General features: G+C 56.4%; 11 protein-coding genes. 5 read left to right on the top strand and 6 right to left on the bottom strand.

Annotated features, from left to right (window positions below):
- Window positions 1–60: 60 nt before the first annotated feature.
- Window positions 61–1,653, top strand: coding sequence for a BCCT family transporter (locus tag CK501_RS08520; RefSeq protein ID WP_095617318.1), 1,593 nt, complete (start codon window positions 61–63; stop codon window positions 1,651–1,653).
- A gap of 58 nt (window positions 1,654–1,711) precedes the next feature.
- On the opposite strand, the gene CK501_RS08515 is transcribed toward CK501_RS08520, so the two are convergent.
- Window positions 1,712–2,857 carry a fatty acid desaturase gene (locus CK501_RS08515; protein ID WP_095617317.1) on the bottom strand — a complete coding sequence of 382 codons (1,146 nt, stop codon included), beginning with the start codon at window positions 2,855–2,857 and terminating at the stop codon, window positions 1,712–1,714.
- Between the two features lie 658 nt (window positions 2,858–3,515).
- Here CK501_RS08515 and CK501_RS08510 point away from each other — a divergent pair.
- Window positions 3,516–4,544 (top strand): GGDEF domain-containing protein, encoded by a 1,029-nt coding sequence (locus CK501_RS08510; protein ID WP_095617316.1) that lies wholly within the window; start codon window positions 3,516–3,518, stop codon window positions 4,542–4,544.
- A gap of 17 nt (window positions 4,545–4,561) precedes the next feature.
- On the opposite strand, the gene CK501_RS08505 is transcribed toward CK501_RS08510, so the two are convergent.
- From CK501_RS08505 to glpK, 4 genes are all read right to left on the bottom strand, one after another.
- Window positions 4,562–4,966, bottom strand: coding sequence for a DUF2721 domain-containing protein (locus CK501_RS08505; protein WP_095617315.1), 405 nt, complete (start codon window positions 4,964–4,966; stop codon window positions 4,562–4,564).
- 110 nt (window positions 4,967–5,076) lie between these two features.
- Window positions 5,077–6,711, bottom strand: coding sequence for an NADP-dependent glyceraldehyde-3-phosphate dehydrogenase (locus CK501_RS08500; protein ID WP_095617314.1), 1,635 nt, complete (start codon window positions 6,709–6,711; stop codon window positions 5,077–5,079).
- A 20-nt stretch (window positions 6,712–6,731) separates the two neighbouring features.
- Window positions 6,732–7,526: a triose-phosphate isomerase gene (gene tpiA, locus CK501_RS08495; RefSeq protein WP_095617313.1), complete on the bottom strand. Its 795-nt coding sequence runs from the start codon at window positions 7,524–7,526 to the stop codon at window positions 6,732–6,734.
- 295 nt (window positions 7,527–7,821) lie between these two features.
- Window positions 7,822–9,294 carry a glycerol kinase GlpK gene (gene glpK / locus CK501_RS08490; RefSeq protein ID WP_095617312.1) on the bottom strand — a complete coding sequence of 491 codons (1,473 nt, stop codon included), beginning with the start codon at window positions 9,292–9,294 and terminating at the stop codon, window positions 7,822–7,824.
- A 214-nt stretch (window positions 9,295–9,508) separates the two neighbouring features.
- On the opposite strand from glpK, the gene CK501_RS08485 reads away from it, so the two are divergent.
- Together CK501_RS08485 and glpD are read left to right on the top strand one after the other, a co-directional pair.
- Window positions 9,509–10,267 (top strand): DeoR/GlpR family transcriptional regulator, encoded by a 759-nt coding sequence (locus CK501_RS08485; protein WP_095617311.1) that lies wholly within the window; start codon window positions 9,509–9,511, stop codon window positions 10,265–10,267.
- Window positions 10,268–10,442: 175 nt separating this feature from the next.
- On the top strand, window positions 10,443–11,975 hold the full coding sequence (gene glpD / locus CK501_RS08480) for a glycerol-3-phosphate dehydrogenase (protein WP_095617310.1): 1,533 nt from the start codon (window positions 10,443–10,445) through the stop codon (window positions 11,973–11,975).
- Window positions 11,976–12,151: 176 nt separating this feature from the next.
- Here the strand turns inward: glpD and CK501_RS08475 are convergent, their stop codons facing one another.
- Entirely contained in the window at window positions 12,152–13,297 is a 1,146-nt protein-coding gene (locus tag CK501_RS08475; RefSeq protein WP_095617309.1) for a porin, read from the bottom strand.
- 411 nt (window positions 13,298–13,708) lie between these two features.
- On the opposite strand from CK501_RS08475, the gene pyk reads away from it, so the two are divergent.
- Window positions 13,709–15,157 (top strand): pyruvate kinase, encoded by a 1,449-nt coding sequence (gene pyk / locus CK501_RS08470; protein WP_095617308.1) that lies wholly within the window; start codon window positions 13,709–13,711, stop codon window positions 15,155–15,157.
- The last annotated feature ends 17 nt before the right edge of the window (window positions 15,158–15,174 follow it).

Raw genomic sequence — 15,174 nt, 5'->3', positions numbered from 1 at the left:
TCGCGCAGGGTAACGGGGGGAGTCGTTACCGCTATCGGGATACCGGATGGGGTTCAGGGTATGGGCGCACTCAGGGCAGGCCTGACACAGGCGTGGCATCGTTTCACTCAGAAGATGTCACCGCCGGTCTTCATCGGCTCGGCGCTCTGCGTCATTGGCTTCTGTATTTTTGGCGGCCTTTTTACCGCTACGGCGAGTGACGCATTCTCAAGCGCGCAACAGGCGATTTCCCGGACTTTTGGCTGGTATTACGCGCTGATTGTGACCTTATTCGTTATCTTTGCCTTCTGGCTGATGGTCAGTCCCTACGGCCGGTTACGGCTGGGACCTCCGGATTCACGGCCTGAGTTCCGCTATCACGCCTGGTTCGCCATGCTGTTCAGTGCCGGCATGGGAACAGGTCTGGTGTTCTGGGGGGTTGCCGAGCCCCTCTATCACCATGCGGACCCGCTGTTTGCCGAGGGCGGCTCACCTGAGGCAGCGAAGGAGGCCATGCGTTACACCTTCTTTCACTGGGGGTTGCACCCTTGGGCCATCTACATCCTGTTCGGCGCCTCCATTGCCTATTTCCATTTCCGCCATGATCTTCCGCTCGCGCCCAGATCCATTCTGCATCCGCTGATCGGTCGTCATATCTGGGGGCCGATTGGCCACGGTGTGGACATTCTCTGCACGGTGGGGACCCTGCTGGGGGTTTCCACATCACTGGGGTTGGGCGCGATGCAGATCAACAGTGGCCTTGCCCAGTACATGGACATTCCGCTCCAGACCAACGTCCAGGTGGGAATCATTGCCCTGATCACGCTGGTCGCCACCATCTCGGTAGTATCCGGCATCAAGTCGGGTATCCGGCGACTGAGCCTCATCAACCTGGCGCTGGCGTTCGGTCTCATGACGTTTGTTTTCGTTGCCGGGCAGACGGTCTATATTCTCGAAACCCTGGTGGGGACCCTGGGCATCTACATTCAGCAGTTGCCTGAAATGAGTCTCTGGGTCGAGTACACCAGCCACACCGACTGGCAGGCGACCTGGACCATGTTCTATTGGGGGTGGTGGATTTCCTGGTCACCGTTTGTGGGGGTTTTTGTGGCCCGTATTTCCCGGGGGCGCACCCTGCGTGAGTTTGTTCTTTCAGTGATGCTGGTCCCTACGCTGGTTACGTTCGTCTGGCTGTCGGTTTTCGGTGGTTCGGCGCTGCACATCGAGCTTTTCGGCAGCGGGGGGCTGAGCGCGATCGTTCAGGACGATGTGTCGCTGTCTCTGCACGCATTGCTGGAAGCGCTGCCGCTGGCAGGTGTGACCATGATGTGGGCCACCCTGGTGATCGTGATTTTCTTCATCACCTCTTCGGATTCAGGATCGCTGGTCGATGACATGGTCACCTCAGGAGGCCACCCGAATCCGCCGCGCGCGCAGCGCGTTTTCTGGGCTGTGTCCGAGGGCTCGGTTGCGGCCATCCTGTTGATCGTTGGTGGGTTGCGGGCGATTCAGGATGCTTCCATTTCCCTTGGTTTTTTCATGTCCTTCCTTCTGTTGGCGATCTGTCTGAGCCTTTACAAGGCGCTGCGGTCTGAGCGTCACATGACTCAGGGCGCCAGTCAGGAGGCATTCAGGATACTGCCCTGGGCCAAAAAGCAGCCCGTACCGGAATAGGGCTGATCCTCAATCGGGGATTGCACAGTGATTATACTGGGTGGGTTATGCCACTTCGTCAGGTATATGGCTCCGAAACGGTCATATTCCCGTCCACCCCCTGTGTGACCCGCTCTACCGAGGTGATCCGCTGGTGATGCCGGTCCCAGAGGTTGTTGCGAAGTGCCTTCGGGACATCGCGCAGTGAAATCCGGGTGACGTCCTCAAAAAGGTGCGCGTAGGTCCTGTGGCATTCAGCCAGCCGATAGTTGGGAATTGAGGCGGACAGGTGGTGAACGTGGTGATAGGCGATATCCGCGCTAAACCAGTTCAGCCACGCAGGCAGAACCAGGAAACTGGTGCCTTCGATCGCGGCGCGGTTGTAATCCCAGTGCTCCTCGTCGGCTGCCCAGGAATCCTCGAAATTATGCTGCACCGTGAACAGGATGATGCCTCCCGCACCGGCGAAGGAGAGGCTGATCAGGTAGATCGTGAAGAACAGCGCCGGGCCGATGGCCAGACTCATGAGCACCCAGATCGTTAGCAGCACCAGGTTGTTGGCCGTCATGTGCTGGTAGTCCTTCCAGGTTTGCCAGTAGCGCGGCTGAAAGTCATTCGCGATTGAACGCAGCGACCGTGAAGGCGCATGCCACTTATGCCTGGCCACAAATGCCAGCAGTGCCAGACTGCCCTTGATCCAGGTAAAACGCGGATTGAAGATCAGGTAGAGGAAGCCGCCGATCGGCGCCATGGTGATGTGACGCAGCACCCGGTAGCGGATCTGCTGTGCCGGGGTCAGCTCGTTGAACTCCTCAATGGAAAGCGTCGCCAGCGGCCCCCGGTAGCGGTCCCAGTTGCCGTTGGTGGCATGGTGGAACGCGTGGTTCTTCGACCAGACGTACTGCGGCATACCGCAAAGCACGCCCAGGAAAAAGCCGGCTGCGCGATTATAGGAGGTCTTGGCGAACAGGGAGTTGTGCCCGCAGTCGTGCATCAGCACGAAAATTCTCAAGAGGAACAGGCACAACACCGCAATGCAGACGGCTGTCAGGCCCCATGCGGCCAGAGCATTCTCCAGCGAGGCGCTTTCAATCGCCAGGTACCAGACCAGTGCGAAGGGAATCAGTGTCGTAGCAATCTGGCGGCATGCAATGGCGTTATTCTTTCTGGCAAAGCGGGCGGTGATCTCTTTTTTCTGGTCAGCGGATAGCCCGGAATCGGTCATAACGTCCACTTCTATTTATTATTCTAATTGTCCCTGCGAGTAAGTTGGGTACCTCCTCCGTCCCGTGGAGACCTTTTCTGTTCAGTAATACACTGCTGAACGGATAACCTGATCAAGCGTCTGGACGTTACCATGAGCTGCTGAATAAATGTCAATTGCAACATTTTTCAAAGTGTTTCCAGTCATGATCTGTATCGTCTCTATGGTGGAAAGGCTTCGATATGGAAGTGAGTCCTGCCTACATGGGGATGAGGACGCTGATGGGTTCAATATGACTATCACCATCGGTGTCAGTGAATTTTCGGAATTATGACAGTCACTATGGACCGGTCCTTCGGCGCGCCGATTAGGCCCCGTATCAAGGCAAAGAATCCGCTCGAAATCGGATTGTCTGCTACCCGTCGTTTAACACCGATTCCGGGTAAAAATGCCCCCCCTGGAGTCGAGGGATCCACAGTCCGGAATGGTGTAAACCGAACAGCTTTGCTCCACCAGATTCCCGCAATCCCCATCTCCGCTTTAACGTGCTTCCCTGCAAACGCATTCTTTGTTTTCAAAGGTTTTTATTTATTTACGGAATTGGCTGGAATCGTTTTCGATTGCGAACTAACCTGATCATCAATTACTCAACGACCACTTTGCAGAGAAGGTCACGCCTATGTCTGTCAGGGAAGCGCGTCCGCAATTCTGGCAGGTTCTAAAACGAAGCTGTCAGATTGCGGGATCGGTTGACGTTGGGTTCTTCTTTATTTTCCACCTCCTGGGCTCTCCTATCCTGGCCTGGGTCAATGTGGTCAGTGTTGCCATGTACGCAGTGGCTTACCGGGCGATTGGCAGGAAGCAGAATGGTCTGGCCATCTGGCTGATCTGGCTGGAAGTCATTATCCACGCAGGCCTCGGCACCGTTCTCATCGGGTGGGACAGCGGCTTTCACTATTACGTGCTGATGTTTATTCCGGCCGTGTTCGTCAGTATGAGGTTGCGCGAAGCCGTCGTGGCGTTGGTTGGGCTGTGGAGCTATTACGTTGCGCTGTACATTTGGATGTGGTCTACAGAGCCACTCCAACCCATCGCGCCTGACGCCCTTCTTGGGGTTTATCTATTCAACCTGAGCGTCGTGTTCGCCATGTTCGGTTACCTATCTTTCTTCTATCTCAACATAGTAACCGAGGCGAGCAGGAAGCTGCGTCGAATCGCGACCACGGATTCGTTAACTGGCCTCCTTAACCGTCGACATATGACCCATCTTTTGGAGAGGGAGCTGGCCCGCTTTCGACGACAAGGTCACCCGGTGTCTTTTCTCCTGTTCGATATTGATTATTTTAAGGAGATTAATTACGAGCACGGTCACGAAACCGGTGATAGGGTTCTGGAAGATGTCGCCGCAATTATCAAGGATCAATTGCGTACCCAGGACCTGATTGCCCGGTGGGGTGGGGAAGAATTCCTGGTTGTACTTCCGGACAGCGAGTTACAGAGTGCCCGGGCGATTGCGGAGAGGGTCCGGGAGGCGCTGATGGCGCGTGAATGGCAGGGATCCAATGGGCAACCAATCGCTGTTACCACCAGTGCTGGCGTCAGCGCATTCTCCCGGGACGACGACCGGAATTCGGCCATCAGCAGGGCGGATCGCGCGCTCTATCGTGGCAAGGAACTTGGACGCAACCGGGTAGAGCTGGAAACCTAGCCAGTGCTCCCCGTCTTTCAGATCAGTCTCGATTTGTGTTTTCGCTCGAAATCTTCCAGTTCCACGTTGATAGCATTGTTGGAAATCACGATTTCCCAGAACGAAAAAAGAAGCGACAGTGACAGCAGAATCAGGCTGCTGCCGAAGCTGACCGTCCCGACCGTCTCCCAGCCCAGAAACAGTGCGAACATGGATAGTGTGCAGATCAGGAAGCTCAGGACCCCTGTAGCCTGCATGCGCTTGGTGAGAAGGATGCGCTGGCGCAGCATGCCCAGCTGACGGGCAATCAGCGGGTAGTCGTCCTGCGTTTCCATGTGCTTGAGCTGGCGGATCAGTTGTGCCAGTATCAGGAACCGATTGGTGTATGCCAGCAGGAGTAGCGAGATGGCGGGGAAAAGCAGGGCGGGAGTGGAGACTGTCAAACCACTAGACTCCCAGGCGTTGGCGCGGCCATTGGCAGAAGGCAGTTAGCAGAGCCGGAGAATTCCCGGGAAATCTCCGGCCCCCGCAATGAGCGCTTCAGGACTGGCTGCTAGAAAATGTAATCCGTCGTCAGCACGCCAGAACGACGTTCCCTCACGATGCTGTTGACCAGGTTGCGGTTGCCTTCGGTTGACTTGGTTGCGACCGTCGTCCGGATGGAAAAAACGCGGAGCGCGTCCGACACAGACAGGGTGCCTTCGGCTGAATCCTTGCGTCCGTTGAACGGCAGAGTGTCCGGCCCTCTCTGGCATTGGCCGTTGATGTTGATCCTGCCAACCTGGTTTGCCAGCACATCGATCAACGGACCCATGGTGTCCGCATTCTGGCCAAACAGGCTCAACTGCTGACCAAAGTTGGACTCGCGAACCTGTTCGATCACCTCGTTTTCATTGCGAAAGACACTGATCGGAATGACGGGGCCGAACTGTTCCTCTGAACAGGCTCTCATATCCGACGTTGCAGGATACAGAACGGCAGGGTGGAAATAGGTACCGTAAACCTGTGCGCCGCCATCGTTCACCACGCGCGCGCCTTTTGCCTGGGCGTCCTCAACGAGTGCAGTAAGGTAGTCGGTTTTACCAGGCTCGGGGAGTGGTGTCAGCTTGGTTGTTGGCTCCCAGGGCATGCCCGGCATGAGCTTATTGACCTCGTCCACCACTTTTCCGGCAAACGCCTCGGCCACGGACTCATGAACGTGCAGGAGCTTGAGGGCGGTGCAGCGCTGGCCGTTGAACGATAACGCGCCTGCCACGCATTCCTGTGCCGCGAGATCCAGGTCCGCGTCCGCCAGGACAATGCCGGGGTTCTTGGCGTCAAGCCCCAGGGCGGCCTTCAGGCGGTTGGGCTTCGGGTGCATCTGTTTCAGTGCCGCCGCGCCCTGGTGCGTACCGATGAAGGCGAACATATCAATATCGCCGCTCTCCATCAGGGGCGGAATGGTATCCCGTCCATTCCCGAAAATGATGTTGATCACGCCGGGTGGGAAACAGTTCTGGAAAGCCTCAAGCAACGGACCAACCAGAAGTACGCCGTACTTGGCCGGCTTGAAGATCACTGTGTTACCCATGATGAGGGCCGGGATCAGCGTGGTGAAGGTTTCGTTCAGCGGGTAATTGTAGGGGCCCATGCACAGGGCAACACCGACCGGAAGCCGGCGCGTCTGCGCTATGACGCCGCCAACCAGTTCGAACCTGGAGGAGCGGCGGTCCAGGGCCTTGAGTTCTTCAATGGTATTGCTGATGTAATCGCAGGTCCGGTCAAACTCCTTACAGGAATCCGTTTCGGTTTTTCCAATCTCCCACATCAGAAGTTCAACTACTTCGTCCCGGTGCACCTGCATCTCATGAAGGAAGCGTTCAACATGCTCGATCCGCTCACTGACTGACAGAGTCGGCCAGACGCCGCTGCCCTGGGCGTAGGCCTCCTTCGCCGCGGACAACGCCTTGAGCGACGCTTCGTGATCCATAAGGGGGGTCCTGCCCATGCACAGAGGCTCCGGATGGGACGCTTGACCTTTCTCAACGCATATCGGGCTTAATACATCGGCGTAAGCGCCCTCCCATTTCTCCAGCTTACCGTTGATCAGGGTGTGCGTGATGGAAGCGCTCTGTTCGTTCTTGAACTTAGCGGGAATACTCGCTTCATCCGGAAAGAAATGGTTATCGAGCTTATAGCTGGCTGACATAGTTTACTCCTTCGATTGTTTTATTCGCTGACGAGGGCATCTGCCGTCTCTGCCAGTGATTCAGAAATTTGAATGAATTCGTCTGCCTTTAATGAGGCGCCCCCAATCAGGCCCCCATTAACATCGGCGAGGTTGAAGATCTCTGCCGCATTGCTTGAGTTGACGCTGCCCCCGTAAACAATGCGCAGTCGCTGACTGGGATCCTCTTTTCTAGAGGGTGCGCTGGAGGACAGGAAGGCACGGATCGACTGGTGGACGCTTTCGATCTGCGAGGCCTGCGCGACCTCCCCCGTGCCAATGGCCCACACTGGCTCGTAAGCAACAACCGCTTGTTCGAATCCGGCAAGACCGACCTGGTCAATAACGGCTTGCAGCTGTTGTTCAATGACCATTGCGGCCTGTCCAGACTCACGCTCCTCGAGGGTTTCGCCAACGCAGAGAACCGGGGTCATCCCCGCGTTCTGCACCGCTTCAAACTTGGCGGCGACAGCCGCGCTGGACTCTGCGTACTTAAGGCGCCGTTCAGAATGGCCGACCAGTACAAAGCGGCATTTCAGTTCACTGAGCATGGACGCACTGACCTCTCCGGTGTGCGCGCCTGATGCATGCTCCGACACAGTCTGGGCCCCCGTAACAATGCCTGTGCAGGCGAGCGCATCGCAGACCTGAAACAGGTAGGGGGATGGTGGACAGACGGCGATATCGATATGTTTCTGAAGCTGTTGCAGCTTTGGAATGAGCCGGTGAAGCAACTCCTGATTGAGTTGCAGACTGCCGTTCATTTTCCAATTGCCGATAAGGAGTGGTTTTGTCATTGTCGTTCTCCTGGCTCTGCTCGTTCAGGTGCACAACGCGCAAGGCACTGCTCGCACGCTGGGGTAATTCGAGCGGGTGGCAAGGTGACATCAATCGCTATATCACCTAAATTTTCGTTTTAGTAGTCTATAACGAAAATAAAAGAAAAAAAAGGAGCGTCTTAGAACATTTTATGATTTGAAAACGAAATCTCGCCCCCTGCACGTATCGCGTGCTGGCGCAAAAGTGGCGAGAGAGGATCGAAGCGGCGGAGCGACAGAACGCCGCTCCCCGGGAAGGGGTTGCCGGAACGTGTCAGAGCTTTTGGACGGCGCGGAGCCAACCGCCATAAAGGCGGTCTCTTTTGTCTTTGGTCATCACCGGTTCGAAGGTGCGATCGCAATGCCACAGTTTCGAGAGTTCGTCCAGCGAGCTGTACACGCCCGCTTGCAGTCCGGCGAGATAGGCGGCGCCAAGAGCCGTGGTTTCGATCATGTCGGGGCGATCGACCCGTGCACCAAGAATATCTGCCAGGAACTGTAGCACCCAGTTGTTGACCACCATGCCGCCATCAACGCGCAGAGTGACGGGCCGGATGCCGTCCTTTTCCATCGTCTTCTGGAGGTCTTTGGTTTGATAGCACACCGACTGCAGGCCGGCCGTCACAATTTCCTTGATGCCGGTATCCCGAGTCAGGCCCAGAATCGCGCCGCGTGCGTTCGGATCCCAGTGAGGTGCACCAAGACCGGTAAACGCTGGCACCAAGTAGACGCCATGATCCACCGGTGTGCCTTCGGCCAGTGGTTCCGTTTCGCAGGCGTCCCGGATCAGTCTTAAACCATCTCTCAGCCACTGAATGGTTGCGCCCGCAATGAAGATGCTGCCTTCAAGCGCGTAGGTTGGCTCACCATTGATGCGGTACGCCACTGTGGTGAGCAGGCGGTTCTGGGACTGCAGGGCCTCATCCCCGGTGTTGAGCATCAGGAAGCATCCGGTGCCATAGGTGCTTTTGGCCATCCCTGACTCGAAGCATGTCTGCCCGACCATTGCTGCCTGTTGATCACCTGCAACGCCCATGATGTGAGTGCCGTTTAACGATTCAAGGCCGGTGATGACCCCGAAATGATCCGCGGAATCCATGACTTCGGGCAACAGGGATTCGGGGATCTCGAACAGCTTGAGCAATTCCGGGTCCCATTGCTGGGTATGGATATTGAACAGCATGGTCCTGCTGGCATTGGAGGCATCCGTGCGATGCTCCCGGCCGCCAGTCAGGCGCCATAGCAGGAAGGTATCAATCGTGCCGAAAGCGAGTTCGCCACGCTCCGCCCGCTCGCGGGCGCCGCTCACGTTATCGAGGATCCAGGAGATCTTGGATGCTGAGAAATAGGGGTCGAGGAGAAGCCCGGTCCTGTTGGCCACCCAGGGTTCCAGGTTGTCGGCCTTCAATGATTCGCAGTAGGAGGCCGTCCTACGATCCTGCCAGACAATCGCGTTATAGAGGCACTCGCCGGTCTCGCGATCCCAGACTACGGTGGTTTCACGCTGGTTGGTAATGCCGGCCGCAACGACGTCATTGGGGTGGACCTTCTCGCCGGTCATCAGGTCGTCAAGGGTGCTTATCACCGTTTTCCAGATGGCCTCGGGATCGTGCTCGACCCAACCGCTTGCCGGATAATGCTGGGGAAATTCCTGCTGACGTGTTGCGACGATTTCGCCCTTGAGGTTGAACAGGATGGCCCGGGAGCTGGTGGTGCCCTGGTCTATGGAGAGTAGATACTGGCTCATGATGTAGGCGCTCCATTTGCTTTGTTGTTTGTTCGCATTTTTGCGTTTTTCAGTAAAAATGCCAATCATTTTTTCGAAAACGTACACTCTAATTACCCTGGAGCGCCGCAGGTGGCTGAAAAAGATCGCCACCACCGGTAGACTGGCGTCATCTGAATGCCGAGCATAGACTCCGCTACGACAGAATCGAACATCAATGACAGAGGTGGTCTGAATGGCTCAACGTCGCCGTCAGGAATTGATCATGGAGCTGATCCGTAAGAATGGGTTTGTAACCACGGAGCAGCTTGTGGAGCAGTTCAATGTGACACCGCAAACCATCCGCAGGGATCTTAATGAGCTCGCGAAAAAGAATACCCTGAGACGGCATCATGGTGGTGCGGGTATCGACTCAAGCACCGTCAATACGTCCTATCAGACGCGTAAAATTCTGGACCTGGAAGCCAAGGAGCGCATTGCGGAGGCGCTTGTCGAGCTCATTCCTGATAATTCGTCGATCTTCATCAACATCGGAACCACCACTGAGACCATCGCCAAGGCGCTTCTCAGAAAAAATAACCTTCAGATCGTCACCAACAACCTGCATGTCGCCTCGATTCTCTCAGCGAGAGAGGATTGCCATGTCATCATCGCAGGTGGCGAGGTTCGTAATCGCGACGGCGGGATCGTCGGTGAGGCCACGCGGGACTTTATAAACCAGTTCAAGATGGATTTCGGGATCATTGGCATCAGCGGCATCGACGGTGACGGTTCGCTGCTTGATTTCGATTACCGTGAGGTCCGCGTGGCACAGGCAATCATCGCGAACTCGGCGCAGGTGCTGCTGGCAGCGGACCATTCAAAGTTCGGTCGGAACGCGATGGTCCGACTCGGGAACGTAACGCAGGCCGACTACCTCTTTACGGATCAGGAGCCACCTGTCGAGCTTCGACAGCTTCTTAGCGAGAACGACGTTGACCTGCGCGTGGTGTGACATCCTGTTCTGTCGAATTCTGAAAGTTGGGTTGTAGCTCACGGTTTCGTGTTTTTTCGAAATTTTCCTTTACGAATAAAAAAAGCTTTCGCATACTGCCGTATACCGTACCCGAGAATCGGAAAGGGATCATGACCCTCAGTGTCCCTTTGAACTGCGTCAGGAGAAAGCGATAATGATCACAGGCCATGAGAAGTTTGACGTTGTTGTCGTCGGCGGTGGCGTCAATGGTGCTGGCATTGCCATGGACGCAGCCGGCAGGGGCCTGCGTGTGTTGTTATGTGAAATGAATGACCTGGCATCTGCGACGTCATCGAACAGCAGCAAGCTGATCCATGGTGGGCTTCGGTATCTTGAGCACTATGAATTCCGGCTTGTCAGGGAGGCGCTGGGAGAGCGGGAGTCACTGCTTCGCAATGCGCCGCACATCATGTGGCCATTGCGCTTTCACCTTCCGCACCGCTCCCATCTGCGTCCGGCATGGCTGATCCGGTCTGGGTTGTTCCTTTACGATCATCTGGCCAAACGCGAAATGTTGCCGGGGTCGCGTTCGATCAGGTTCGGGAGCTCAGATCCCCTTAAGCCCGACATTGTGAAGGGCTTCGAATATTCTGATGGTTGGGCCGACGACGCACGCCTCGTGGTACTGGCCGCCAAGAAAGCCGAGCAGCATGGCGCCAAGATCATGACCCGCACCAAATGCGTCCAGGCGGACCGTGGCGAGCGCGAGTGGCAGGTCACGCTGCGTGACAGGTGCAGTGACGACGAATGGGTGATCTCAAGCAAGGTGATCATCAACGCCGCGGGGCCCTGGGTGAGCAGTCTTTTCGGGGATTCACTGGGTATGAGGGCGCCGAAAACGATCCGGATGGTTAAAGGCAGCCATATCGTGGTGCCCCGACTTAACAAGGATCAGGAAGCCTATATTCTCCAGAATGAAGATGAGCGCATTGTATTCGTCATCCCCTACGAAGATGAATTTTCGCTGGTCGGCACAACCGACGTTGAGTACGAGGGTGATCCGAATAAGGCCAGGATCTCGAACGAAGAAATTGAGTACCTGCTGGCGATCGTTAACGACCATTTCAAGCGCCAACTGAAGCCTGAAGAAGTCATCTGGTCCTACTCAGGCGTTCGGCCGTTGATGGACGACGAGGGAGGCGATGCTAAATCGGCGTCCCGGGACTACAGTTTTGAAGTCAGCCAGGAAGAAGGCCTGGCCCCACTGATTTCGGTCTTCGGCGGCAAGCTGACGACCTACAGAAAGCTAGCGGAGGCCGCAACCAACAAGCTTTGCGAATTCTTCCCTCATGCAGGGACGGCCTGGACCAAGATTGCCAGCCTTCCCGGAGGGGAATTCAGTGGGCATGAAGCGCTTGAGCGAGAGCTCAAGGCGGATTTCCCGTGGCTGAATGAAGGGCTGGTCCGTCGTTTCGTGCGAACGTACGGCACCCTTTCCTACTCGATACTGAAAGGCTGCGAACAGATGGGCGATCTGGGACGCTGTTTCGGGGGGAATCTGTATGCCGCTGAAGTGGATTACCTGGTCGAGCACGAGTGGGCGATGACCGCAGAGGATATCCTCTGGCGCCGCACCAAGCAGGGGCTCTTTGCCTCAGAGCAGGATGTTGTTGGCCTTGAATGGTACCTGAGTGATCGCCAAAATGGCGCTATGAAGGGCGTTGCGGCCCCTCACCGCATCGTCTGAATTCATTGTGGGTAATTCGTGGTCCCAGTCTGACAATCATCACCCCCCCCCTGTACCGGAACAGCCGTGGCTAATATCTGGCGAGGCATGCCCGGCACGCGCACAAAAAACCCGCGACCTTGGTTGCGGGCTTAACAGGCTGCCCCTTGCCTGAAGGGGCAGATCATTCAGGCCATTTAAAAGTTAAACTGCGAGCCAACGATCAGCGCCTGGTACTCACGCTGAGGCATGAGTGCACCACCACCCTCGCCAACGTAATCCTGCACCTCGACCATCAGGGTCAGCTGGTCAGTAACGCGATGACGGGAGAACAGCATTGTCAGCTCGTTGGTGCCGGCGGCGTTGTCTTCTTCACCCTCACCATAACTGACACCAAAGGTGTGGATGCCGGCATCAAAAGTACCCTCGGCGTACCACTGCTCATACTCTTCACCCGGCGCGGTAGTGAAGATCACCGGGCTCGTATTCTCGCTGACGGAGTAGTTGGCGCGGGCATTGAAGTTACCCGCGCTGAGCGAGCCCCCGACGTCGATGGTCGACATGGTCTCGCTGTCATTGCCGCTCAAACCGGTGTCATCGACATCCTGGAAGCCGCCGCTGGTCCAGATACCGAAGTTGTCGCTGGCATAATCCAGTCGATATTCGATGCGGGGGGTCTCTTTGGTGCCCTCTTCGAGGTTATTTGTCGTTCCGGCGAAGGCGCCAGTGCCACTATCCGGGTCAACTACTGCGACAGCGAACTGAACGCCGCCAGAACGTGGCGAGAAATAGGCAACCCGAGGCCGGAAGTCCGCATACTTGTAGCCGACGCCGATACGACCGTTCGTGGCGAGAGAGTCGACACCCTGGTCCGGCATGATACCCACACCCATGGCGCTGCCCGCGTCACCGATAGCAGGGGTGCCGACCAGGCCGAAGCCCTGACCTATGCTGGCCGTACCGAAATCACCTGCGACGTCAATTTTGGCAACACGGCTGCCAAACCCACTGGTGTTGTTGCCGCCTATACCCACATGATTGTTGATCTGAAGGTGACCGGAAACGTCGAGGCCGTTCTGCGTTGGTGCGGAGAACGAAAGGTTCAGGCTCGCTGGGTTAAAGCCGGACCCGACGCCAATATTCTTGTCTCCGCCGTCTTCGTCCTCAGCAACGAGGAATACCGGGATGTAACCGCCAGCGCCGAATGTCCAGCCGCTGTCGGTTTCGTAAGACAGGTCGGCCATCGCCGGGGACGCCATGCCGCCGGCGATCAGCGACAGTGCGGCAGCCAGAGACGTTTTGCGAAACGTGCCGTTACTGGAAGTGTTGTTGTTTTCGAACATGATTGTTTCCTGTTTTTGTTAGTACTTGATGCCGGCCGCGCCCTCTACCCTTTCGGTTTGATCCTGCGGGGTGGAGTGGAGCAGCGTTTCAGACGAAATGCTGAGCCAACCATTCGAATCATAGGCTTTGAAGCAGTTCGTGTAAGAAAATCGTAGCTCTGAAACGAACAAATGAAAAGCCTTAAAATGGAAAATATTTTCCTAATTTTCGGTGTGGGTTGCGCATAAAAACATTTATGCACATAAATTCATGATTTTAAATAGTTGTATAGTTGTTGTTTGGTTTTCGTTGACGAACATTTTGCTTAAGGATACCGTTGTCTGAAGAAACTCAGGGCGTAACTGCAGGTCGGGCAATCAAGCAAGCCAACGCAGTCTTGCATTTCATCGAATAACAAAGGGAGCAGCCCTATGCTAAGACGAACCAAGATAGTCGCGACGCTCGGCCCGTCCACGGACACGCCGGAGTCGCTTGCTGCGATTGTGGAAGCCGGCGTTGATGCGACGCGGCTCAATTTCTCCCACGGCAGCGCGCAGGAGCACATTGACCGGGCAAACAGCGTTCGTGAGATTGCGCGTCAGCAGGGTCGGTTTGTTGCGCTGCTTGCGGACCTTCAGGGCCCCAAGCTGCGGGTTTCGAGATTCATTGAACATAAGGTGACCCTTGTGGCGGGCCAGGAATTCGTCCTGGATGCTGCAATGGATAAGGATGCCGGCACTGCCGAATGCGTAGGTATCGACTATGAGCAGTTGATTGATGATGTTTCAGTCGGGGACGTGCTGGTTCTGGATGACGGGCGCATTGAGATGGAGGTGACATCCGTTGGTGAGCGGAGCATCACCTCCAGGGTACTCATCGGTGGCATCCTGTCGGACAACAAGGGGCTGAACAAACGCGGTGGCGGCCTGTCTGCAGAGGCGCTCACCGACAAGGACAGGGAAGACATCATCACCGCGGCCCGGCTCGGTGCAGACTACGTTGCGGTGTCGTTTGTCCGCACCGCCGAAGACCTGCACAAGGCCCGCCGGCTGCTCAGGGATGCGGGTTCCGGGGCGGGCCTGGTTGCCAAGATCGAGCGCGCCGAGCTGGCTCACGACAATGCCGCCCTGGATGCCGTCATTGAAGCGGCTGATGTGGTCATGGTGGCGCGTGGTGACCTGGCGGTAGAGATCGGCGATGCTGAACTCGTTGGCGTTCAGAAGCACATCATCGAGCGTGCCCGGGTGCTGGACCGCAGCGTCATTACTGCCACCCAGATGATGGAATCCATGATCACGGAGCCGATGCCGACCCGTGCCGAGGTCTCCGATGTGGCCAATGCGGTAATGGACTACACCGATGCCGTTATGCTCTCGGCCGAGACGGCTGTAGGTGACTACCCTGTGGAGGCCGTGCGGGCGATGGTGCGAATCTGTCTGGGCGCCGAAAAGCACCCGTCAATGCACCAGTCCCAACACCGTATCCATGAGAGTATGGAACACATCGATGACGCTATTGCGTTGTCCGCGATGTACGCGGCCAATCACCTCAGTGGTGTCACGGCAATCATCTGTATGACCGAATCCGGAGCGACGCCACTACTGATGTCCCGGATCAAGTCAAGCCTCCCGATTTTCGCTTTCTCGCGTCACCACTCCACCCAACACCGTGTTGTCCTGTTTCGGGGCGTCCATACGGTCCCCTTTGACAGCCTGAAAATTCCCAATGATCAGACCAATGCGCTTGCTGTCTCTGAGCTGGTGAGTCGCGGAATGGTTCAGGAAGGGGATCTGGTTGTGATGACCAAGGGAGACTATGTTAATGCCCAGGGTGGCACCAATACCATGAAGGTTGTCCGTGTGGGGGCTGAAATCCAGTGAGCTCAGCCTCCACATCG

Origin of the sequence: Halovibrio salipaludis (genome assembly GCF_002286965.1) — a bacterium.
In the GTDB taxonomy this organism is placed as follows: Bacteria; Pseudomonadota; Gammaproteobacteria; order Pseudomonadales; family Oleiphilaceae; genus Halospina; species Halospina salipaludis.
The sequence above is the reverse complement of the archived record's forward strand: the minus strand, read 5'-3'. Positions and strand labels throughout refer to the sequence as shown.